Source organism: Candidatus Nitrospira neuquenensis (assembly GCF_979578155.1).
In genome coordinates this window covers 29,527-49,302 of record NZ_CEFZDU010000037.1, presented here as the reverse complement: position 1 = coordinate 49,302, position 19,776 = coordinate 29,527, and the positions used below count along the sequence as shown (strand labels likewise).

32 protein-coding genes are annotated in these 19,776 nt (G+C 70.4%); all 32 read left to right on the top strand.

Annotation, left to right across the window (positions count from 1 at the left end):
• The first annotated feature begins 58 nt into the window (after positions 1-58).
• The 32 genes from AC1U7O_RS15410 (at position 59) to AC1U7O_RS15255 (ending at position 19,773) form a co-directional block, all read left to right on the top strand.
• Positions 59-334 carry a hypothetical protein gene (locus AC1U7O_RS15410; RefSeq protein WP_479895742.1) on the top strand — a complete coding sequence of 92 codons (276 nt, stop codon included), beginning with the start codon at positions 59-61 and terminating at the stop codon, positions 332-334.
• Positions 309-536 (top strand): hypothetical protein, encoded by a 228-nt coding sequence (locus AC1U7O_RS15405; protein ID WP_479895741.1) that lies wholly within the window; start codon positions 309-311, stop codon positions 534-536. Before AC1U7O_RS15410 ends, AC1U7O_RS15405 begins: the two co-directional genes overlap by 26 nt.
• Positions 533-1,069 (top strand): host-nuclease inhibitor Gam family protein, encoded by a 537-nt coding sequence (locus tag AC1U7O_RS15400; protein WP_479895739.1) that lies wholly within the window; start codon positions 533-535, stop codon positions 1,067-1,069. Before AC1U7O_RS15405 ends, AC1U7O_RS15400 begins: the two co-directional genes overlap by 4 nt.
• A complete protein-coding gene (locus tag AC1U7O_RS15395) occupies positions 1,066-1,260 on the top strand; it encodes a hypothetical protein (RefSeq protein ID WP_479895738.1) in 195 nt (64 codons plus the stop codon). Before AC1U7O_RS15400 ends, AC1U7O_RS15395 begins: the two co-directional genes overlap by 4 nt.
• Positions 1,250-1,654, top strand: a complete 405-nt coding sequence (locus tag AC1U7O_RS15390; protein WP_479895737.1) for a hypothetical protein — start codon at positions 1,250-1,252, stop codon at positions 1,652-1,654. Before AC1U7O_RS15395 ends, AC1U7O_RS15390 begins: the two co-directional genes overlap by 11 nt.
• Complete coding sequence (locus AC1U7O_RS15385) at positions 1,626-2,150, top strand: phage protein GemA/Gp16 family protein (RefSeq protein WP_479895736.1); 525 nt, start codon at positions 1,626-1,628, stop codon at positions 2,148-2,150. The genes AC1U7O_RS15390 and AC1U7O_RS15385 overlap by 29 nt, the downstream gene beginning before the upstream one ends.
• Positions 2,151-2,167: 17 nt before the next feature.
• A complete protein-coding gene (locus AC1U7O_RS15380; RefSeq protein WP_479895735.1) occupies positions 2,168-2,365 on the top strand; it encodes a hypothetical protein in 198 nt (65 codons plus the stop codon).
• Positions 2,362-2,637: a hypothetical protein gene (locus tag AC1U7O_RS15375; protein WP_479895734.1), complete on the top strand. Its 276-nt coding sequence runs from the start codon at positions 2,362-2,364 to the stop codon at positions 2,635-2,637. The genes AC1U7O_RS15380 and AC1U7O_RS15375 overlap by 4 nt, the downstream gene beginning before the upstream one ends.
• A complete protein-coding gene (locus AC1U7O_RS15370) occupies positions 2,634-2,855 on the top strand; it encodes a helix-turn-helix domain-containing protein (protein ID WP_479895733.1) in 222 nt (73 codons plus the stop codon). Before AC1U7O_RS15375 ends, AC1U7O_RS15370 begins: the two co-directional genes overlap by 4 nt.
• Positions 2,856-2,905: 50 nt before the next feature.
• The gene (locus tag AC1U7O_RS15365; protein WP_479895732.1) at positions 2,906-3,340 is read left to right on the top strand and encodes a M15 family metallopeptidase; all 435 of its coding nucleotides are present in this window, start codon (positions 2,906-2,908) and stop codon (positions 3,338-3,340) included.
• A complete protein-coding gene (locus AC1U7O_RS15360) occupies positions 3,337-3,687 on the top strand; it encodes a hypothetical protein (protein WP_479895731.1) in 351 nt (116 codons plus the stop codon). Before AC1U7O_RS15365 ends, AC1U7O_RS15360 begins: the two co-directional genes overlap by 4 nt.
• Positions 3,672-3,845: a hypothetical protein gene (locus AC1U7O_RS15355; RefSeq protein ID WP_479895730.1), complete on the top strand. Its 174-nt coding sequence runs from the start codon at positions 3,672-3,674 to the stop codon at positions 3,843-3,845. Before AC1U7O_RS15360 ends, AC1U7O_RS15355 begins: the two co-directional genes overlap by 16 nt.
• A 7-nt stretch (positions 3,846-3,852) precedes the next feature.
• A complete protein-coding gene (locus AC1U7O_RS15350) occupies positions 3,853-4,152 on the top strand; it encodes a hypothetical protein (RefSeq protein ID WP_479895728.1) in 300 nt (99 codons plus the stop codon).
• Between the two features lie 13 nt (positions 4,153-4,165).
• Entirely contained in the window at positions 4,166-4,291 is a 126-nt protein-coding gene (locus AC1U7O_RS15345) for a hypothetical protein (RefSeq protein ID WP_479895727.1), read from the top strand.
• Positions 4,288-4,692, top strand: coding sequence for a hypothetical protein (locus AC1U7O_RS15340; protein WP_479895726.1), 405 nt, complete (start codon positions 4,288-4,290; stop codon positions 4,690-4,692). Before AC1U7O_RS15345 ends, AC1U7O_RS15340 begins: the two co-directional genes overlap by 4 nt.
• Positions 4,685-4,954, top strand: coding sequence for a hypothetical protein (locus AC1U7O_RS15335; RefSeq protein ID WP_479895725.1), 270 nt, complete (start codon positions 4,685-4,687; stop codon positions 4,952-4,954). Before AC1U7O_RS15340 ends, AC1U7O_RS15335 begins: the two co-directional genes overlap by 8 nt.
• Positions 4,954-5,379, top strand: coding sequence for a hypothetical protein (locus AC1U7O_RS15330; RefSeq protein WP_479895724.1), 426 nt, complete (start codon positions 4,954-4,956; stop codon positions 5,377-5,379). The genes AC1U7O_RS15335 and AC1U7O_RS15330 overlap by 1 nt, the downstream gene beginning before the upstream one ends.
• The gene (locus AC1U7O_RS15325; RefSeq protein ID WP_479895723.1) at positions 5,372-6,712 is read left to right on the top strand and encodes a terminase large subunit domain-containing protein; all 1,341 of its coding nucleotides are present in this window, start codon (positions 5,372-5,374) and stop codon (positions 6,710-6,712) included. Before AC1U7O_RS15330 ends, AC1U7O_RS15325 begins: the two co-directional genes overlap by 8 nt.
• A gap of 2 nt (positions 6,713-6,714) precedes the next feature.
• Positions 6,715-8,307: a DUF935 domain-containing protein gene (locus AC1U7O_RS15320; RefSeq protein WP_479895722.1), complete on the top strand. Its 1,593-nt coding sequence runs from the start codon at positions 6,715-6,717 to the stop codon at positions 8,305-8,307.
• Positions 8,304-9,074 carry a phage head morphogenesis protein gene (locus tag AC1U7O_RS15315; RefSeq protein WP_479895721.1) on the top strand — a complete coding sequence of 257 codons (771 nt, stop codon included), beginning with the start codon at positions 8,304-8,306 and terminating at the stop codon, positions 9,072-9,074. The genes AC1U7O_RS15320 and AC1U7O_RS15315 overlap by 4 nt, the downstream gene beginning before the upstream one ends.
• Positions 9,075-9,532: 458 nt before the next feature.
• Entirely contained in the window at positions 9,533-9,772 is a 240-nt protein-coding gene (locus AC1U7O_RS15310) for a hypothetical protein (RefSeq protein WP_479895720.1), read from the top strand.
• Positions 9,773-9,827: 55 nt separating this feature from the next.
• Positions 9,828-10,874, top strand: a complete 1,047-nt coding sequence (locus AC1U7O_RS15305) for a phage protease (protein WP_479895719.1) — start codon at positions 9,828-9,830, stop codon at positions 10,872-10,874.
• A 101-nt stretch (positions 10,875-10,975) separates the two neighbouring features.
• Positions 10,976-11,554: a hypothetical protein gene (locus AC1U7O_RS15300; RefSeq protein ID WP_479895718.1), complete on the top strand. Its 579-nt coding sequence runs from the start codon at positions 10,976-10,978 to the stop codon at positions 11,552-11,554.
• A gap of 42 nt (positions 11,555-11,596) precedes the next feature.
• A complete protein-coding gene (locus tag AC1U7O_RS15295; protein WP_479895717.1) occupies positions 11,597-12,637 on the top strand; it encodes a Mu-like prophage major head subunit gpT family protein in 1,041 nt (346 codons plus the stop codon).
• A gap of 53 nt (positions 12,638-12,690) precedes the next feature.
• The gene (locus AC1U7O_RS15290) at positions 12,691-13,104 is read left to right on the top strand and encodes a gp436 family protein (RefSeq protein WP_479895716.1); all 414 of its coding nucleotides are present in this window, start codon (positions 12,691-12,693) and stop codon (positions 13,102-13,104) included.
• Between the two features lie 29 nt (positions 13,105-13,133).
• Positions 13,134-13,484, top strand: coding sequence for a gp436 family protein (locus tag AC1U7O_RS15285; protein WP_479895898.1), 351 nt, complete (start codon positions 13,134-13,136; stop codon positions 13,482-13,484).
• A gap of 9 nt (positions 13,485-13,493) precedes the next feature.
• Positions 13,494-14,120, top strand: a complete 627-nt coding sequence (locus AC1U7O_RS15280) for a phage virion morphogenesis family protein (protein WP_479895715.1) — start codon at positions 13,494-13,496, stop codon at positions 14,118-14,120.
• Entirely contained in the window at positions 14,117-14,629 is a 513-nt protein-coding gene (locus AC1U7O_RS15275; RefSeq protein ID WP_479895714.1) for a Gp37 family protein, read from the top strand. Before AC1U7O_RS15280 ends, AC1U7O_RS15275 begins: the two co-directional genes overlap by 4 nt.
• Before the next feature lie 39 nt (positions 14,630-14,668).
• Positions 14,669-16,084, top strand: a complete 1,416-nt coding sequence (locus AC1U7O_RS15270) for a phage tail sheath family protein (RefSeq protein ID WP_479895713.1) — start codon at positions 14,669-14,671, stop codon at positions 16,082-16,084.
• Positions 16,085-16,093: 9 nt separating this feature from the next.
• Complete coding sequence (locus tag AC1U7O_RS15265; RefSeq protein WP_479895712.1) at positions 16,094-16,609, top strand: phage major tail tube protein; 516 nt, start codon at positions 16,094-16,096, stop codon at positions 16,607-16,609.
• Positions 16,610-16,629: 20 nt separating this feature from the next.
• Positions 16,630-16,947, top strand: a complete 318-nt coding sequence (locus tag AC1U7O_RS15260) for a phage tail assembly protein (protein ID WP_479895711.1) — start codon at positions 16,630-16,632, stop codon at positions 16,945-16,947.
• Positions 16,948-17,163: 216 nt separating this feature from the next.
• On the top strand, positions 17,164-19,773 hold the full coding sequence (locus AC1U7O_RS15255) for a phage tail tape measure protein (protein ID WP_479895710.1): 2,610 nt from the start codon (positions 17,164-17,166) through the stop codon (positions 19,771-19,773).
• Positions 19,774-19,776 lie beyond the last annotated feature (3 nt).

Genomic DNA, 19,776 nt, shown 5'->3' with positions numbered 1-19,776 from the left:
CTGGGGCTCCTCATGGGGCTGGGCGCGGGACTGTGCCTGGCCCTGGCGGGACGCGACGATGACTGACGACGTCCGCCCCCACTGTCCGGCGTGCGGCGTCGCGCGGCTGCGCCCCGACGAATGCGAGGTGCGGCTCACCGCGGCGGACGCGCGCGCGATCGTCCAGGACGTCCTGGTCCTGCGCCGGGCGACCTGCGTGGCGCCGGATCAGACGCCGTGGCTCGACCGACTGGTCAATACGCTCGTGCTGCACGTCGCCGAGGCGACCGGCGTGCAGCTCATCCTCGACCCGCCGCAGGAGGTGGCCCATGGTGCTCGGCGCCGTCGTCCATAACCGCTGCCAGGGGCCCGGCTGCGCGCGCGCGGAGGCGGTCCTGGTCCTCGTGGCCACGCGCCACGGCCTGGTGGCGCTGTGTCCGGTCTGCAAGGCGGCTCGGGACCGCGTCATTCAACGGCACTTTGACCGCCGCACCGCCCAGGCCGCCAGCGCGGCCTTCTGGCGGAGGCGGGACCACAAGAAAGGAATGCCGGCATGACCGACGCCCCCACGTTATCCATCATCGAAACCCTGACCAAACGGTATGCGGAGGCCCGCGCCGGGCTGAGTGCGCGCGTCGGCGAGCTGCAAGCCGAGCTCGATGCGCTCAAGCGCAAGCGGCTGCTGGGGATCAAGACGGCGCTCGCGCACGCGGCGGAGGCCGAGGCGGCCCTGCGGACCGCGATCGAGGCCGCCCCGCACCTGTTCGTGCGGCCCAAGACCCTCGTGCTGCATGGGGTCAAGATCGGCTTCCGCAAGGCGCCGGGCAAGCTGGTCTGGGATGACGCCGACCAAGTGGTGGCGCTCATCAAGCGTCACCTGCCAGACCAAGCGGACGTCCTGATCGTGACGAAGGAGACGCCGAGCAAGCCGGCGCTGGCGCAGCTCCCCGCCGCGGACCTCAAGCGGCTCGGGGTGCGCGTGATCGAGACGGGCGAAGAGGTGATCGTCGCGCCGACGGACAGCGAGGTCGACAAATTGGTGGACGCGCTGCTGAAGGATGCGCGGGACACCGCGACGGAGGCGGCGTGAAGCAGTACTGCGAATGCGGGCGCCCCGCGCTGGTGCGGCTGCATCCGGGACGGAACCCGCACTCCTCCAAGCTCGGCCGCGCCGTCGCGATCCCCCAGCATCCGATTTGTCGGCAGTGCTGGCGCTCGCTGATCGCGCCGCATCTGACCGCCCAGCAGGTGGCCAAGGAGGCCGCCCGTCATGGAGCCTGACCGCGCCTGCATGAGCCCCGAGGAGGTCCTGCTCTGGGATCTCGTGAGCGGCCATCGCGGCCAGGCGCGGGCCATCGAGGTGGCGGCGCTGGCCTCGATGACGGGGCTCGACGAGCGCGTCGTGCGGCGGACGGTGAAACACCTGATCGAGCAGTTCGGCTGCCCGATCGCCTCGACGACCGAGCCCCCCTACGGCTATTTCGTGCCGTCCACGCTGGAGGAAGAGGAGCGGTACTACGCGTCGCTCCGATCGCGGGGGCTGTCCATCCTGGGGCGCGCGGCCGCCTTTCGCCATGTCACCTTGCCGGCGCTGTTGGGCCAGTTGGCCATGGACCTGCACAGCCAGGTGAGCCCGGAGGCCTCTGATGCGAACCCCGGCCACGCTGCCGATTAGCACAGACCAAATCAAGGCCATCAAGACGGCGCAGCGTGCACACGGGCTGTCGGACGAGACCTACCGCGCGATGCTCTGGTCGCTGTTCCGGGTCACGTCCTGCACGCAGCTCACGCAGGCCCAAGCCCGCGCGGTGCTAGACCGGCTGAACGGGCGTGGGACCTCACCGACCCGGCCGGCGCGGCCCGTGGTGGGCCGGCCACACACCTGGCCCTTCGACCCGGCTCAGGGCAGGCGCCGGCCGGGGAAGCCACGGTGGCCGAGCGGTCCGGATCCCGAGATCACGCCGAGGCAGCAGGCCTACCTCGATGGGCTCTTCGCGCGCCTGGGCTGGGATGCGATCCGGCGCGGCGCATTCTGTCAGAAGCTGATCGGCACGCCCTGGCCGCAGACGAATCGCCAGGTCACCGCGCTGCTCCAGGTCCTGCGGCCGCTGGTGACCCGCTACCCGCAGGGGTACGAGCGGGCGGGAACGAAGGAGGGCACGACATCCTGACGCACGCGGAGGCCTGGGTGATCGCTGAGGACCTGGTCGCGGAGATCCGCCCCTGTTGTGCTCGGATCGAGATTGCGGGGAGCGTGCGGCGGCGCACGCCAGGGGACGGACTGTTGGATCTCGCCACGGGAGAGGTGCTCCCCGTGACGTCCGAGCGGGATCTCTTCGCCCGACGGAATCTCCCCTATCGCGAGCCCTGGGAGCGGGACGCATGAGGCGCACGGACTGTCTGACCGAGCTGCTGGCCGACTTGACCCGCCAGGATCCGGGCCGGCTCCCGCTGGCCGCCGCGGAGGCCTGGCTGGAGGCCGTGGTGGATGTGCTCGCCGCGCTGCCCTGGCCGGGGGAACGGGCGATCTGGATGGAGGGCGTGGCCACGCTCCTGACCCAACACGAAGGCCGCCTGCTCCGGGCCGCGCGCCGCCGCTTCTGCCTGGCCGTCCTCCGCGAACGGGTGGCCCAGGCGGCCGCCAACCGACGAGGATGACGGACGACACCCTCCCACTCCTCTGTGAGGACCCGCTCGGCGAACTCCCCCGGCGGTCGCTCTATACCGTCGAGGAAGTCGCGGCCTATTTTCGCGTCGCGCCCAGCACCGTCTATCGCTGGATCGACGCCCTGGAGTTGCCCGCCGTGAAGGTCGGCGGCGTCATCCGCATCCCCCGCAGCGCCATCCAGAAAAAACTTTCGCATACATCGGAATAGTAGGCAATTTTACTGGCGCGCCTCCGCGGCGGCGGGTATGGTCCGCGTGGATGATTCGCGACCTCGCGGCACTCCATCCCCACGTGCGCGCCTTGGCGGAAGCGTTGCTCGCGGCCTGCGGGCAGGCCGGCCTGGACGTCCGGATCATTGAGACCTATCGCACGGACGAGCGCCAGGCGGCGCTGTATGCGATCGGCCGGACCACGAATCTCCACCTCCGGCCCGTCACCAACGCGCAGCCGGGCGAGTCGCTGCATGGGTACCGGCTCGCCTTCGATGCCGCCCCCTTCATCGCCGGCCAGCCGGCCTGGGACCGGACGGACCTCTTCACGCAGATGGGCGAGATTGGGGAACGCGTGGGGCTCCGCTGGGGTGGGCGGTGGCGGACACCGGACCGGCCACACTTCGAGTGGACAGGCGGACTCACGTTGGCGGCCCTGCGCGCCGGACAACGCCCTGCGGTCCCGGAGGGGCACACCGCATGAGCCGGGGGATGATCCTCGGCCTGCTGCTGCTTGGCACCCTGGCCGTGCCGGCGGGCGCGCAGGACGAGGTCGTCGCCTGGCACGTGCTGCGGAACAGCCTCGTCGAGCTCCAGCTCGATCGGGACGGCGACGGCGTCGCGGACCGGACGGAGCTGCATGTGGTGGCCCGCTGGGGGCGCACCGTGCTGACGGATGCCGAGCTGGACGCCCAAGCCGTGCAGGACCACGTGTGGCTGTTCATCGTGGAGGAGGACGACGGGCGGGTCATCTACTGGGTGCAGCCCGAGGTGCTGATGGACGGTGACGCACCCTGCACGAGGAGGGACGAACCATGTTGGCATTTCTGAGCGGCAAAAAGACGTATCTGATCGCGCTCACGGGCCTGGCCGTCATCGGGGCCTGGATGATGGGATGGGTGGACGGCGACGTGGCGGAGAAGGCGCTCGCGGCCCTGGGCTTCGGCGGCGCCATCACGCTGCGCGCGGGCCTGGCCAAGGTCAGCTGAGCCGTCGATGGACTGGGGCGCCCTCCTCCTGGGGATCGTGGCGCTGCTGGCGGCGATCCTGGATGAGCGGCGCCGGACGGCGCCGGCACGGGCGCGGCACGCCTTGGAGACGGACTATGACGATGCGGTGCGCCGAGCGACGGCGGCCCTGTCCCGCGGCGACGCCGACGCGCTCGCCCGGCTCTTCGAGACGGAGCGGCAGGCGGCGCTGCGTCGTGGGGATCTGGATCCTCGCGGCCCTGGGGCTGAGCTGCGCCCCGACCCCGGCGCCGCTGACCGCGGACCGGGCGATCGTGCCGCAGGGTGACGGGCGGTACCTGGTGACAGAGACGTGGCTGCTCGAACGCTACCAGCTCGAGCGGAGTCTCCGGCTGCGGCTCGAGCGCTGCGAGGCCCGGCCGGCGGCGGGGGGCGCCGCCGTGCTCCCGGCCCTGGGGCCGCCATGAGACGAGCCCTGCTCGTCAGCCTGATCGGGATCGGCGTCCTCACGCTGGTGCGGACGCTGGTCGCCGCGGCGACCGATCCGACGCCGCCTGGTCAGCCGTCGGCGGATCCGCTGGAGCTGCTGAAGTGGGGCGGGCCGTGGGTGGCGTTCGTCGTGTACGCGCTGAAGGAGCTGCGCGAGCGGCGGCAGGTGGACGAGGTCCTCCGGCACTACGAGCAGATGCAGCAGGACCATGTCCTGCATCTGACCCGGAACACCGAGGCGCTCACGCAGGTGGTCGAGCGGCTCAAGGCGGCCTCCAAGGAGACGGGGCCGCTGGTGGAGCACCTCACCTACAACACGCGGGTGCTCACGCAACTGGCGGAACGCCTCGAGGCCTGGGGGACGCGGAACGATGCATGAAGAGCGGCTGGCGATGCATGAAGAGCGGCTGGCGTTGAAGGGGCAGCTCGCCGAGTGCGAGCGGGACCTGCGGGCGCTGGAGCTCCAGGCCGAGGGCCAGGTCCTGATCCTGCGGATGAAGGCGCCCCCGACCGCGACGCTCGGGGAGCTGGACACCCAGGCGCTCGTGGCGGCCGCCGGCGAACTGGCGCGGCTCCGGCTCCTGGCCGACGGGATGCAGCAGAAAATCACGCGGCTGCGGGCGGCGCTGGGGGAGCGGTGATGGCCAAGAAGGCCGCGCTCTACGACGAGGCCCGGCGGCGGTATGTCGAGGATGGGCAGACGCTGGCGGCGATCGGGAAGGCGCTGCAGGTCTCCCCGACCACGCTCGTCGGCTGGAAAAAGGCCGGCGACTGGGAGCGGGATCGGGCCCGCCACCGCCAGCAGGTGGACTCGATCTGGGACATGATCCCCACCATCGTGCGCCGGACCTGCGAGCGCGTGCAGCAGGACCTCGATCGCGGCGAGGTGGATCCGCAGAAGCTGCACGCGGTCCGCGCGCTCTTGGGGCTCGTGATCAAGCCGCGCAAGGTGGAGGTCGCCGTGGCGACGCCCCCCGCGGACGGGGAGGCGCGGACACCCTCCCCGCACGAGCTGCGCCGCCTGATCGAGCAGATCCTGCAGACGGAGTACGGCGTCCGTGGCTAAGACGGTGCTCTACCCCTATCAGCGGCGGTGGGTCGAGGACCCGCGCCGCCTCAAGCTCTGGCTCGCCAGCCGCCAGATCGGCAAATCGTTCGCGCTGGCGTGTGAGGCGGTGCGCCTGGCGCTCCGCGGCAAGTGCGCCGTGCTCATCCTCTCCGCCTCCGAGCGGCAGAGCCGCGAGGTGATGGAGAAGGTGCTCAGTCACCTGCGGGCGCTCACGGCGATTGCGCGGCTCATGGGGCAGGCGCTGGTCCCCACGGAGAGCAAGACCGAATGCCGGCTGCCGAACGGCTCGCGCATTCTGAGCCTGCCGGCCGCGCCGAACACGGTGCGCGGCTTCTCCGGCCACGTGTTCCTCGATGAGTTCGCGTTCCATGAGGATGCGCGCGCGATCTACCGCGCCATGCTGCCCACGATTCTCCACGGCTACCAGCTCCGCATCGCCAGCACGCCGAACGGCCGGAGCGGGCTGTTCTATGAGCTCTGGCAGGACGAGGCCAACGGCTTCGCGCGCCACCGGACCACGATCTATGAGGCCCTGGCCGACGGCCTGGCCGTGGACCTGGCCCTGCTCCGCCAGGCGTGCCCCCATCCCGACGACTGGGCCCAGGAGTACGAGTGCGCCTTCCTGGACGAAGCCACCGCATGGCTGAGCTACGAGCTGATCAGTGCGTGCGAGGTGCCTGGGCCCCGGACCGAGCCGCCCAGCGGGCCGCTGTTCCTCGGCGTGGACATCGGCCGGCACCGGGACCTGACGGTGCTCTGGCAGGTGGAACAGGTGGGGGACGTGCTGTGGACGCGGGAGGTCCGCGTGCTGGAGCGGGCGCCCTTCGCGGTCCAGCGGGAGGTGCTCTTCAGCCTGCTGCCCTCCGTCCGGCGGGCGTGTCTGGATGCGAGCGGCCTCGGCATGCAGCTCGCCGAGGAGGCGCAACAGCGCTTCGGGGCGGCGCGGGTCGAGGCCGTCACCTTCAGCGGCGCGGTGAAGGAGGCGCTGGCCGAGGGCCTCCGGCGCCGCTGCGAAGATCGCACCGTGCGGATTCCCGCCGACCGGGCCATCCGCGAGGACCTGCACAGCGTCAAGCGGCTCGTGACGGCCACGGGCGCCGCGCGGTTCGACGCCGACCGGCACGACCGCTCGCACGCCGACCGGTTCTGGGCGCTGGCCCTGGCCTGCGAGGCCGCCGGCACGCCGGTCGGGCCGATCGAGTACGCGAGCGCCACGCGGTCCGCCTGGCGCGGGCCGATGCGCGACGACCGAGGGCCGGGCCCCGCCGCGCGCCCGTCCCCCGCGTCGGTCTTCGGTGGCTGGCGCGCCAGCCCGCACTGTGGATGGTGACCATGGCGACCCCGGCTCCGCCGCTCGTCGATCAGTTCGGCCGGCCCGTGTCGTCGCGGGAGGCCCCCGCGCCGAACCGCCTCGCCGTCGCCTCCGTGCGGGACACCTGGTACCAGTATCCCTCGCACGGGCTCACGCCCGAGCGGCTCGCGACGATCCTCAAGGAGGCGGACGCCGGCGACCCCGCGCGGCAGGCCGAGCTGTTCGAGGAGATGATCGAGAAGGACGGCAAGCTCGGCTCCCTGCTGCAGATGCGGATCCTGGCGGTGGAGGCGCTCGACTGGGCGATCGAGCCGGCGGACGGCTCGCCGGAGGCGAGGCGCGCCGCCGACTTCGCCCGCGAGGCGCTCCCGGCGGAGGTCCTGGGCGGGGCGATCGCGCATCTGCTCCAGGCCATTCCCTACGGGTACGCCGGCGCGGAGCTGCTCTGGGCCCGCGTCGGCCGCGTGCTGACCCTCTCGGCCATCGAGCCGGTGGAGACCCGGCGCTTCACGTGGCTGCCGCGCGGGTCCGAGCCGCTCCCGGCCGCGCCACGGCTCCTGACCGACGAGGCGCCGGTCTATGGCCGCGAGCTCCCGCCCTGGAAATTCGTCCTGCACCGGTACCGGGCCCGGGCCGGCTCGGTGACGCGGGCCGGGCTCATGCGCGCCTGCGCGTGGCTCTACCTCGTCAAGCACTACGCCTGGAAGGACTGGGTGGCCTTCGCGGAAGTCTATGGGATGCCGCTGCGGCTCGGGAAGTACCAGCCGGGAGCCAGCCAGGACGACCGCGAGGCGCTGCTCGCCGCCGTGCGGGCGATCGGCCACGACGCGGCCGGGATCATCTCCGCCTCCACCGAGATCGAGTTCATCAAGGCGGCGGAGCGGCCGGGGCCGGACCTCTACCAGCTGCTGATCGAGCTCTGCAACAAGGAAATGGCCCTGGCCGTCCTCGGGCAGACGCTGACCAGCGAGGTGGGGACCATCGGCTCGCTGGCTGCCGCGAAGGTCCATGAGCAGGTCCGCTTCGAGCTGACCGTCGCGGACAGCCAGGCGCTCAGCCGGACCGTCACCGCCCACATCCTCCGGCCCCTGGTCGGGTTCAACCTCGGCTGGGAGGTCCCGATCCCGCGCTTCCGGCCTCTGATCGAGCCGCCCGAGGACCTCCTGCAGACCGCGACGATGCTCAAGACGCTGGTCGAGGCCGGCGGCGCGCCGATGATCCCGGCGGCCTATGTGCACGAGAAGTTCAAGATCCGGCGACCGAACGCTGGGGAGCCGACGCTCGCGGACATGCAGCCGCCCGGCCCCGGCGGGTCCGCCGCGCTGAAGGTGCTGCCGCTGGCCGCCCGGCCGGCGGGCGAGACCTTCGCCGCCGCGGAGACGCTCACCGATCATCTGACGGATGAGGAGTGGGCGCGCGTCCTCGTGCCCCTGCTGGAGCCGCTGCACCGGCTCGCGCAGGAGGCCACGTCGCTGGAGGACTTTCGCGCCCGCCTGGCGGACGCCTATCGGGAGGCCGACCCCGCCCTGCTGGCACGGGCCCTGGCGCTGGCGATGCGGTGGGGATGGATTGATGCCGATGGCGCGAGGCGCGAGGCACGAGGCCATGAGTGAAGCTGGACTGGCTCATTGGATTGCTGGACCTGCCGCCGGGGGCGGCGGACGCGTACTTCCGCCAGAAGGGCTACGCCGTCACGTGGGACTGGCGGGAGCTGTGGCAGGAGGCGCATCACCGGGCGTTCACCGTGGCGAAGGTGCTGAGCTTGGAGCTGCTCAGGGATCTGCGCCAGGAGGTCGACCGAGCGATCCGCGAGGGCATCAGCTACAGCGAGTTCGAGCGGGCGCTGATCCCGGCGCTCAAACGGCACGGCTGGCTCCCGCACGACAGCGAGGGCTGGCCCACGCAGGAGTCGGCGACGATCCGTGGACCGGACGGGCAGCGGGCCCGCGTCGGCCCCTGGCGGCTGCGGACGATCTACGACACCAATCTCACGGTCGCCACGCAGGTCGGCCGGTGGCAGGAGATGACCAGCCCGGAGGTCCTGGCCGCGCGGCCCTATTGGCGGTACGCCTCGATCCTGGATGGCCGGACGACGCCCGCCTGCCGGGCCCGGCACGGCGAGATCCGGCGCGCGGACGATCCCTGGTGGCGCACGAACTATCCGCCGAACCACTGGGGCTGCCGGGCGACCGTCGTGACGCTGAGCGACGCGGAGCTGGACGAGTTCGGGTGGCGGGATCGGGTGACGGCCGGTGGGCCGAATGTCTGGGAGCAGGCCGGCACGGCCGGCGAGGGCTGGGGCTTCAACCCAGGCCTCACCGCCTGGCAGCCGGATGCCGACCGGTATCCGCCCGAGCTACGGAGGCATCTCAGGCCGTGAGGGGGGCGCCGACATGAAATCGACTTGCACGACGGAGCGAAAAACGCACGGAGAGGCGTCGAGGATGCCGCAAACGGCCTGGGGGCCAGTTCGACCCGCCCGACGCCTACAATCGGCGTTGACAGGGGGTTTGACTCGAATTGACAGGGGTCTTGCTTCCATCCCCCGACCGGATTGCCATCCAGGGCACCGGGTCCAGACCGGGAACAGCAAAAAGAGGTGCTGCCATGGAGTAGTGACCCACGGTAGCACGTCTGGCCACGTTCACGGACTTGAGCGCCGCCTCATTAGCGGCGCTGACCCCGGCCTGGACACGGTGTCCGCTGGACGTGGCCTCTTTTTTTCAGGCGACACGCCTGTTCAGGAGGTGTGTGATGGAGAAGTCTGCGCAGTCCCCCCGTCCGTCCCCGTCCAGTCCCGATCCGACCTTCGGCGGATCGGGCCGGAAAGGAGCGGCCATGAACCAGCGTCGCACGGTGCGCTTTGGCATGAAGTGCGAGGTCTGCGGACAGGATGACTGGATCGTCTACCAAGGCCACAATCGGTGCGCCTGCGGTCAAGTCATCTGGATCGAACGCTGGGCTGACCATGCCTGGCCGCAGAGCAACAAGAGCCAAGGGCCGGCCGCGCGATTCCGGTATCGGCAGGGGCCAGCCCTACCGGAGGACTATCGAGGCTGGGCCTTCGAGACGGAGTGAACTGGCCGGTGGGCGGGGCCCGGTGCCCCGCCCACCACTCAAGTGAGTGGGAAGCATGACGACGAGCAAACAGGCACGCGACATGGACGTCCTGGCGGCGCGGCTCGTGCCGCTGTCCGCCGAGTCCGGGGCGGCCATGCCGCCCACCGAAATCCAGCTCATCCCGGCCGGCTGGGTGGAGACCGAGACGCGGGGCCGGTTTCTGCTGGACGCCGAGGCGATCCGGGCCATCCAGGACGCCTTCTCGACGTCCGGCCGCCAGCTCGTGCTGGATTACGAGCACCAGACCCTCACGGGCGAGGAAGCGCCGGCCGCCGGCTGGATCACGCAGCTCCTGGACAAAGGCGAGGCCGGCCTGTGGGGTGCCGTGTCCTGGACCCCGCGCGGCGCGGACTATGTCCGGAATCGTGAATACCGGTATCTCTCCCCCGTCGTCCTGGTCCGCCAATCGGACCGCCGGGCCGTGCAGCTCCATTCCGTCGCGCTGACGAACACGCCGGAAATTCGCCACCTGCGGCCACTCATCGCCAAAGCGGCGTGCAGCTATCCGCTCGCCGCTCACAGCCACAGCCACGAGGAGGAGCCTATGCGAGAGCAATTGATCACACTCCTGACGATGAAACAGGATGCCACGGACGAGGAGATCCTCGCCGCCCTCACCGCGCGCCTCACGCCGCACGTCCCGTCGGCGGTCGTCGAGGCGCTGAGCCTCCAGGCCGATGCCACGGTGTCCGAGGCCGTGGCGACCATCCACGCCCTCAAGCAGGCGCAGGCGACGGCGCCCACGGTCGCCGCGCTGCAGGCCGAGCTGACGGCGCTCAAGCAGCAGCTCGCCAGCCGCGAGGCCGACGAGGCGGTGGCGCGGGCGCTCGAGGCCGGCAAGCTCACCCCGGCCCAGGAGGAGTGGGCCAAGGCCTACGCGCGCCGCGACCCGGCGGGCTTCGAGGTCTTCATCGCGAAGGCCCCGGTGGTCGTGCCGCCGGGGATGGTGGCCAGTCCGATGAGGCCGCCCGATCCCCACGCGGCCCTCGACGACGCCCAGCGGCGCGTGAATCGGCTGCTGGGGGTCAGCGACGAGTCGTTCCAGCGGTACGCGGTATAGGCCATCACCCACCCCTCTCCCCTCACCCGGTGCCACGGAAGGGCCCCGGGTCCCGGGGAGAGGGCGAGCATCGAACATCGAACTCGTAACCGGAGGACCCTATGGCTGCACTCACGAAGGATCGCAACACCCCCCGCCGGGCGGGCGAGCGGGTCTCGCTGCCCGTCGAGGCGGCCACCAAGCTCTACGCCGGGGCGATGATCGCCCGGAACGCGGACGGTCGGGCGGTGCCGGCGGCGAACACGGCCGGCCTGGTCGTGGTCGGCCGCGCCGAGCACCAGGCCGACAACAGCGCCGGCGCCGCGGGCGACCTCACCATCGAGATCCAGACCGGGCTCTTCGCCTACGCGCACGGCGGCCTGACCCGGGCGGACATCGGGAAAACGGTCTATGCCGCCGACGACCAGACCGTGACGCTGACGCCCGGCAACCGGGTCGTGGCCGGCGTCCTGGTGGACGTGGACGACCAGGGTGCCTGGGTCCGCATCGGGCCCGAGGCCCCGATGACGCCCGCGGACGCCCAGGCGGCGATCGCGACGGCCGACGCCGCCGTGGCCGCTGGCGCGTCCCCGACGAAGGCCGAGTTCGACGCGGTGGTGGCGCTGGCGAACGAGACGAAGGCGGTGGTCAACGGCCTGCTGACCAAGCTGGCGGCGGCACGCCTCCTGGCGTCGTCGTAAGGCCGAGGACGGACACACACTCACAACTGAAGGAGGACACCCGTGGGAACCAGAGTGCGCACCCTAGTGGCCGTGATGTTCGTCGCGGCCCTCGTCTGTGGCATGGCGGGAGGCGACGGCTTGGCGGCCGTCGCGCCCGCGCCGGTCGGGGGCGGCGAGGCCGACCTGTTCACCGTGCTGCTGAGCCTCGCCGTCGGGATCGGGATGGTCATCAACCAGGGCAATCTCCGGGCGATGTATCAGAGCTTCCGGGCGATCTTCCAGGAGGCCTTTCAAGGGGTCACCCCCACCTGGCCGCGGGTGGCGATGGAGGTCCCTTCGACCACGCGGCACGAAGTGTACGCCTGGCTCGGCGCCTTTCCACGATTGCGCGAGTGGATCGGCGATCGCCAGGTGCAGAACCTGCGGCTCCACGACTATACGATCAAGAACCGGGACTGGGAATCCACCATCGAGGTGGACCGCAACGACATCGAGGATGACACGCTGGGGATCTACCGGCCGATCGTCCAGGAGATGGGGCGGGCGGCCGCGATCCATCCCGACGAGCTCGTCTGGGGGCTGCTCCCCGCGGGCTTCAGCGCGGTCGGCTACGACGGCAAGCCGTTCTTCGCCACGGACCACCCGGTGGGGGATGGCACCGCCTCCAACACCGGGGGCGGCACCGGCACGCCCTGGTTCCTGCTCGACGTGTCGCGGGCCATCAAGCCGCTCATCTTCCAGAGCCGCCGCCCGCCGCAGTTCGTCTCGCTGGACCAGCCGGACGACCAGAATGTGTTCATGCGGAAGACGTACGTCTACGGCACCGACCGGCGGGACAACGCGGGCTACGGGCTCTGGCAGCTCGCCTATGCGAGCAAGCAGCCCCTCAGCCTGACGACCTACGCGGCGGCCCGGGCGGCCATGCTGGGCTTCAAGAACGACGCCGGCGTGCCGCTGGGCATCCTGCCAAACCTGCTGGTGGTCGGCCCGACGCTCGAGGAGAAGGCGCGGGAGATCCTCCAGGCGGAGCGCACCGCGTCGGGGGCCACGAACGTCTGGCGGGGCTCGGCCGACCTGCTGGTCGTGCCCTGGCTGATCTGAGGACGCTTCGCGCCGGCCCCCACGGGGGCGGGCGCGGGCTCGGATGAGGGGACATGTACGCGACCCGCGCGGACCTCGAAAAGCACCTGGCCCCAGAGGAGCTGATCCAACTCACCGACGACGACCGGGACGGCGCGGCGGACGCGGGCGTGATCGAGCAGGCGCTGGCCGACGCGCAGGCGGAGATCGACGGCTATGTGGCCACGCGGTACCAGCTGCCGCTCGCCGAGACGCCGGCGCTGCTCCGCCGGGTGGCCGTGGATCTCGCGCTCGCCCGGCTCTATGCGCGGCGGGATCTCACGACCGAGGCGCGGGCCAAGCAGCATGACGACGCGGTGGCGCTGCTCAAGCGCCTGGCGGACGGGACCGTGACCCTGGGGCTGACGCCCTCGTCGCGGGCGACCCCGCCGCCGTCCATCGTGAGCGGGGACCGGCTCTTCACCCGGGCCCGCACGCGGGGCTTCTAGGAGGGCCGGATGCCGGAGGTCTATGCGGTCTGGGACGATGCGGAGGCGCGGCGGACGCGGGCGTGATCGAGCAGGCGCTGGCCGACGCGCAGGCGGAGATCGACGGCTATGTGGCCACGCGGTACCAGCTGCCGCTCGCCGAGACGCCGGCGCTGCTCCGCCGGGTGGCCGTGGATCTCGCGCTCGCCCGGCTCTATGCGCGGCGGGATCTCACGACCGAGGCGCGGGCCAAGCAGCATGACGACGCGGTGGCGCTGCTCAAGCGCCTGGCGGACGGGACCGTGACCCTGGGGCTGACGCCCTCGTCGCGGGCGACCCCGCCGCCGTCCATCGTGAGCGGGGACCGGCTCTTCACCCGGGCCCGCACGCGGGGCTTCTAGGAGGGCCGGATGCCGGAGGTCTATGCGGTCTGGGACGATGCGGAGGCGCGGCGGTGGTTCGCGCGGCTCCCCCGGCGCCTGCAGAATCTCACCCCGTTCATGCGCCAGATCGGCGACCGGCTGATGCTCTCGACGCGGTTGCGGTTCGAGCAGGGCCGTGAGCCGCGTGACCCGCAGCAGGGGCTCACCGGCCGGCCGTGGCAGCCGGCCGGGCCCGGCGCGCCGTCGCGCCAGCGGGGCGGCCCGCCGCTCTCCGGACGGCACCTCGCCCGGCCCGGCCTCGGCTATGCGTATCAGGCGAGGCCAGATCGGCTCGAGCTGGGGACGCGCCTGCCGTACGGGCTGATCCATCACTTCGGGACCGTCGGCGCCGGCGGCTCGATGCCGGACCTCGTGCCGACGAGGGCCAAGGCGCTCACGATTCCCTATCCGGGCGTGACGCGGACGGCCCGGAGCTATGCCGACACGTTCATCGCGCAGGCCACGATCTTTCAGCGCCGGCGGCGGGGCCGGCCCAGGCCGCTCTTTCTTTTGCGCCGGCGGGTGGCGCTCCCGCCGCGGCCGATCTTCGGGGTCGAGGAGGGGGACTGGGCCTCTATCCGGGAGCTGTTCCGGCAGGCGGTGCTGGGGACATGATGCCCACGCTGACGGCGATCGAGGATCAGCTCCTCGCGCGCCTCACGGCCACGCTGCCGGCCGGGGTCGCGATCGAGAGCTGGCCGGCCAAGGGCCTCGAGCAGTGGGTCCAGAGCGGCGGCGCGAAACGGGCCGCGACCGTGCTCATCCATTACGTCGGCTCGGAGTTCCGCGAGCCGGAGACGCCGCGGCATAGCCGCCTCGTGCAAGCCCGGCTCGTGACGTACCGGGTCTTTGTCGTGGCCCGCTCGCTCCGGGATGCGAGCGCGGCGGCCCGCGGGGCCTATGCCCTCCTCGACGCGGTCCGGAGCGCCCTCACCGGCCTCGATCTCGGCGGGCCGGGCCGGCTGCGCCCGGCGGGGGAAGAGGTCGTGGAGCTGAGCGACACGCTGGCGATGTTCGCCGCCGAGTTCGACGCCGAGCTGCTCTGGATCGAGCCGAGCGAGGAGACCGGCCCGGCCTTCACGCGGGGCACGACGATCGACACGTTGCAGGGACCGTCCGTCTAGCCGCCCGCGCCGCGTGGCGGGCCACAAGGAGGAGACGCTATGCCAGCGAACTATCTGCATGGACTGGAGATGATCGAGGTCTCGGCCGGCGTCCGGCCGATCCGCACGGTCAAGACGGCCGTGATCGGCCTGGTGGGCACGGCACCGACCGGGCCGATCCACACCCCCACGCTGATCCTCAGTGAGCAGCAGGCGCAGGCGACGTTCGGCGCCCTGCAGACGCAGGGCTATTCGATCCCGGCGGCGCTGGACGCGATCTACGATCAGGGCGCCGGCACGGTGATCGTGGTCAACGTGTTCGACCCGGCGGTCCACCAGACCACCATCCTGGATGAGGCCCAGACCTTCACCCCCGACACCCTCACCCTCGCCCACCACGACGTGAGCGCCGTGGTGGTGACCAATGCGGACGGGACGGTCACCTACCTTGCCGGCACGGACTATACGGTGGACGCGGCGGCCGGCACGATCACCCGGGTGGCCGGGGGGGCCATCACGCCCGGGCAAGCCGTGAAGGTGGACTACGCCTACGCCGACGTGACGAAGGTGCAGGCGGCCGACCTGGTCGGCGTGGCCGGGCCGCCGCGCACCGGCCTGCAGGCCTTCCTCGACTGCCAAGGCCTCTTCGGGTTCAAGCCGAAGATCCTGATCGCGCCCGCCTGGTCGGACCAGGCCGCCGTCCGGACGGAGCTCATCGTCAAGGCCGACGCGCTCCGCGCGATCGCGCTGGTGGACGTGGCCAAGGGGCAGACGCCGCAGCAGGTACTCACGGCCCGGGGCGCCGGGCAGCCGCTCAACAGCGCCAGCCCGCGCGTGGTCTTCTGTTACCCCCACGTCAAGGTGATCGACGGGCAGGGCCAGGAGGTCCTGCAGCCGCTCTCCGGCCGGCTGGCCGGCGTGATCGCGGCCAAGGACCTCAAGCAGGGCTACTGGTGGTCGCCGTCCAACACGGAGATCCAGGGCATCGTGGGGGTGGAGCGGGCCCTCACCGCCGACATCACCGATGCGACCTCGGAGGTCAACCTCCTCAACGAGCAGGGAATCCTCACGATCTTCAATGCCTATGCGACCGGGTACCGCACGTGGGGGAACCGCTCGGCCGCCTGGCCCACCGAGACGCAGCCGAGCAACTTCATCAACGTGCAGCGGGTGGCGGACATCCTGCATGAGAGCATCGAATACTCGATGCTGCCGTTCCTGGATCGGCCGATCGTGCCGGCGCTGATCGACGAGATCGTCGCGAGCGTGAACGCCTTCATCCGCACCCTGATCGGGCGCGGCGCGTTGGTGGACGGCTCCTGCCGGTACGATCCGGCGGACAACCCCCAGACGGAGCTGGCGCTGGGGCATCTCACGTTCCGGCTGGACTTTATGCCGCCGACGCCGGCCGAACGGATCACGTTCCGCAGCTTCATCGATCTCGGACTGCTGCAGGCGGTGAACCAGGCTCGGTAGGGAGGGACCATGGACATCTATCGTCTGACGAACGCCAACGTCTATCTCAACGGGAACAACTTCTTTGGCCGAGCGGAAGAACTCGAGCTGCCGAAGGTCGCCCACAAGTACGCCGAGCACAAGGCGCTCGGCATGGCGGGCACGGCGGAGTTCTGGGCGGGGATCGACAAGCTGGAGGCCAAGATCAAGTGGAGCGCGCTGTATCCCGAGGCCTACGCCGCCATGGCGAACCCGACCCAGGTGGTGGCGCTCACCGTGCGGGCCTCGCTGGAGCAGTACGACGGCACGGAGGGCCGGACCGCGCAGCTCCCCGTGCGGGCCGAGCTCCGCGGCGCCTTCAAGGAGTTCCCGATGGGCACGTTCAAGCCCAAGGAGAACGTCGAGTTCGACTCCACGATGTCCGTCTACTACGCCAAACTGGTCGTGGACGGCCAGGAGCTGTTCGAGATCGACGTGCTGAACAACCTCTACAAGGTGGACGGCGCCGACCTGCTCGACCAGTACCGCGCCAACCTCGGGCTGTAACGGCTTTCACGAGGAGATCTATGCACATTCAGAAAGTGGACAGCGCCACGCCCGCCTACCAGGCGGTGCAGGTCCGCGATCCCTTGGTCGAGGACCTCATTCAAGCGGAACGCATGACGGGGAAGGAGCGGGGCATCGAGTTTGCCGTGGCCGTTGTGTCGCGGATCGCGACCTTCGATGGCCGGCACCTGCCGCCCGAGGATCTCCGACAGCTGGCGGTGCGAGATTTTTTGCTGCTCTCGGCCGCGCTGGAAATGACTGGCCTCGAGGCGTTGGCCAAGGAGCTTGTCTCCTCGCCCGGGAAGGCGGCTGGACCTACCGAGAGCTCCGCGAGTTAACCGTCGCGGAATTTGTATACTGGCTGGGGAAGCTGGACGCCACGCTGCGGATGCTCTATCGGGCACAACCCGACCGCAAGATTTGAGCGCGATCGTGAGGCTATCGGCGTAGCGCGCGCAGGACATCCCCGATGAGAGAGAGCGCCAGCACGGGCAAGACGAGAAAGAGGATGACGGCCACGAACGTATCCCACATAAGGCACCTCCACGATCGCCATGGATAGCGTATTCAAAATCGCGCTGGTCTTGCAAGGGGTGGACTACCTCACCGGGCCGTTGCGGAAAGTGACGGAGACGGTGAAGGGGGTCACCGCCCATGTCGAGCGGCTCTCCCGGGCGTCCGAACGACTCCATAACGTAGGAAAGAGCCTGCAAGCCGTGGGAAAAGGTGTCGCTCTGGGCGGCGTCGGCGGCGCCGCGCTCTTCGGCCTCGATCAGGTACCCTTCGCGGCACTGACGGCAGAGCATCGACTCCGTGCACTGGGCAATGTCGGCGGGTTGGCGAATCCCCAACTCCTCCAGATGCGCGGTCAACTCCTGGAAATCTCGCGGCTCACCAATCAAATGCAGGACGATCTCTTGAGCGGCGTGGAAGTCTTAGTCGCCGCCGGGATGGACGTGCAGGAGGCGCTGAATCTTCAGCCCGTGATCGGGAAGACGTCCACGGCCACGCAGGCCAGTGTCGAGGATCTCGCGAAGACCGGATTTGCGATGCGCGACAACTTAAAAGTCGCTGCCCAGGAGATGCAGTGGGCCATCGACGTGCTGAACCAGTCCGGGAAGGAGGGCCGATTCGAACTCAAAAACATGGCGCAGTTCTTTCCGGCTATCACCGCCGGGGCCGCGTCGTTGGGTATGAAGGGCGTGCCAGCTGTCGCCTCCTTGGGCGCGGCGCTGCAGGTCGCCATGAAGGGTGCCGGTGATCCATCCCAGGCCGCGAATAACCTCGTCAACTTTCTTGCGAAGATCACGGCCCCAGAAACCGTGAGGAATTTTGAACAGTTCGGGGTGGACATCCAGTACGAACTGCGCCGCGCCCTGACGCCTGGCAAGGACACGCTCTTCGAGTTGGTCAACCTGATCCACCAAGTGACCGGGGGCGATCGATTTGTCGTGAGTCAAATCTTCGGCGACCTGCAGGTGATGAGCTTTTTGAATCCGATGCTGCAAAACATGCAGGAATACCAACGCATCAGAAAAGAAGCACTTGCGGCGCAAGGCGTGACCGAGCGGGACTTCCAGCAGATGATGGACACGACGCTGGAGCAGTGGCAGAAGCTCAAGATCAATCTGGCCACGATCGCGATGCCCCTGCTGTTCAAGCCCATCGAGAAGTTGAATGCCTGGCTGGAGGCCGCCAACCAACACAGCACCCTCCTCACCGCCACGGTGTACGGCATCGGCGGCGCCATCATTGGAGGAGGGGCCCTGTTTGCGTTGGGCACGATCGTGACGATGGTGGCGAAAGGACTCTCGGGGGTCGCGACGCTGGTCCAGGGCGTGAGCTGGCTCATCAGCACAGGGCCGATGCTGGCCCACGGTTGGCAGATCGCAGTGGCCTGGGTGCGACGGCAAGCGTTCGAGGTATCCCGACTGATCGGCTGGCAACGTCTGCTCGCGGCGATCGACTATCGCGGGGGCTTCTGGAACGCGTTTCAATATTGGTTGATGATCGGCCGGTACCGAATGCTGGAATTGATCGCCACGTCGCGCGCCTGGATTGCGACGAACCTCCTCACGAGCGCGGGGCTCAAAGGTCTGGCCGCCGCGACCTGGGCGTGGACCACCGCGCTGCTGGCCAACCCGTGGACCTGGGTGGCGGTCGCCGTCGTGGGCGTGGCCCTGCTGATCTGGAAATTCTGGCAGCCGATCGCGAATTTCTTTGTCGGGTTCTGGCGCGGGCTCAGGGAGGGGGCGGCCGAGTTCGCGCCGGCCTTTGCGCCGCTGCTCCCGCTCGTCCGAGGGCTCGGGACGGCGCTCGCCTGGGTGCTGACCCCGTTCCGCTGGCTGTGGAATCTCCTGACCCGGCTCGTGACACCCGTGGAGGGCTTGGGCTCGGCGGGCGAGTCCCTGGGGGTGCGCTGGGGGCGCGGCGTGATGCGGATGCTGGCCGCGCTGGGGGGCCTCCCGGCGAAGATGCTGGCGGCCGGGGCCCAGATGGTCGACAGTCTCTGGCAGGGCATCCAGGAGGGCTTCGGAGCGCTGTACGCCCAGCTCCATGGCCCGCTGGAGAAGCTCCTCGGGTTCTGGCCGCGGTCGCCGGCCAAGGAGGGGCCGCTCCGGGATCTGCACCGGATCCGGCTCGTCGAGACGATCGCGGAGACGGTGCGGCCGGCGCCGCTGGTGGACGCGCTCTCGCGCACCGCGGCGGCGGCGGCCCTGACCGTGCCGCTGACCGTGACCCCGGCCCTGGCGGCCTTGCCGGCGCTGGCGGTGCCGCCGGCCGTGCAGCAGGTCCATCAGCAGCTCGAGCCGCTCCGGGCCGCGCCCGCCCTGACCGCGCCGCTGACCGTGCCCCCGGCCCTCACCCGGCGCGCGGGGGCCGGGCCGACCGGCGCGCCGGGGCTGGCCACCGCGTCGCTCGTCCAGACGGTGTCATCCGTCACCCGCACGGTCGAGCGCGCGCGCGGCGGACCGGCGGATGGCGCCGGGGCGGGGCCGATCACGATTCACTACGCCCCGCAGATCACGCTGGGCCCTGGCGCGGCCGCGGCCGGCGCCGGCGCCGTGCGCGAGGCGCTCCAGAGCCAGCTGCGACAGGATGCCGACGCACTGCTCCGGTTGATCGAGGCGGCCCAGCGCCGGCGCGACCGGACGAAGTACTGAGGC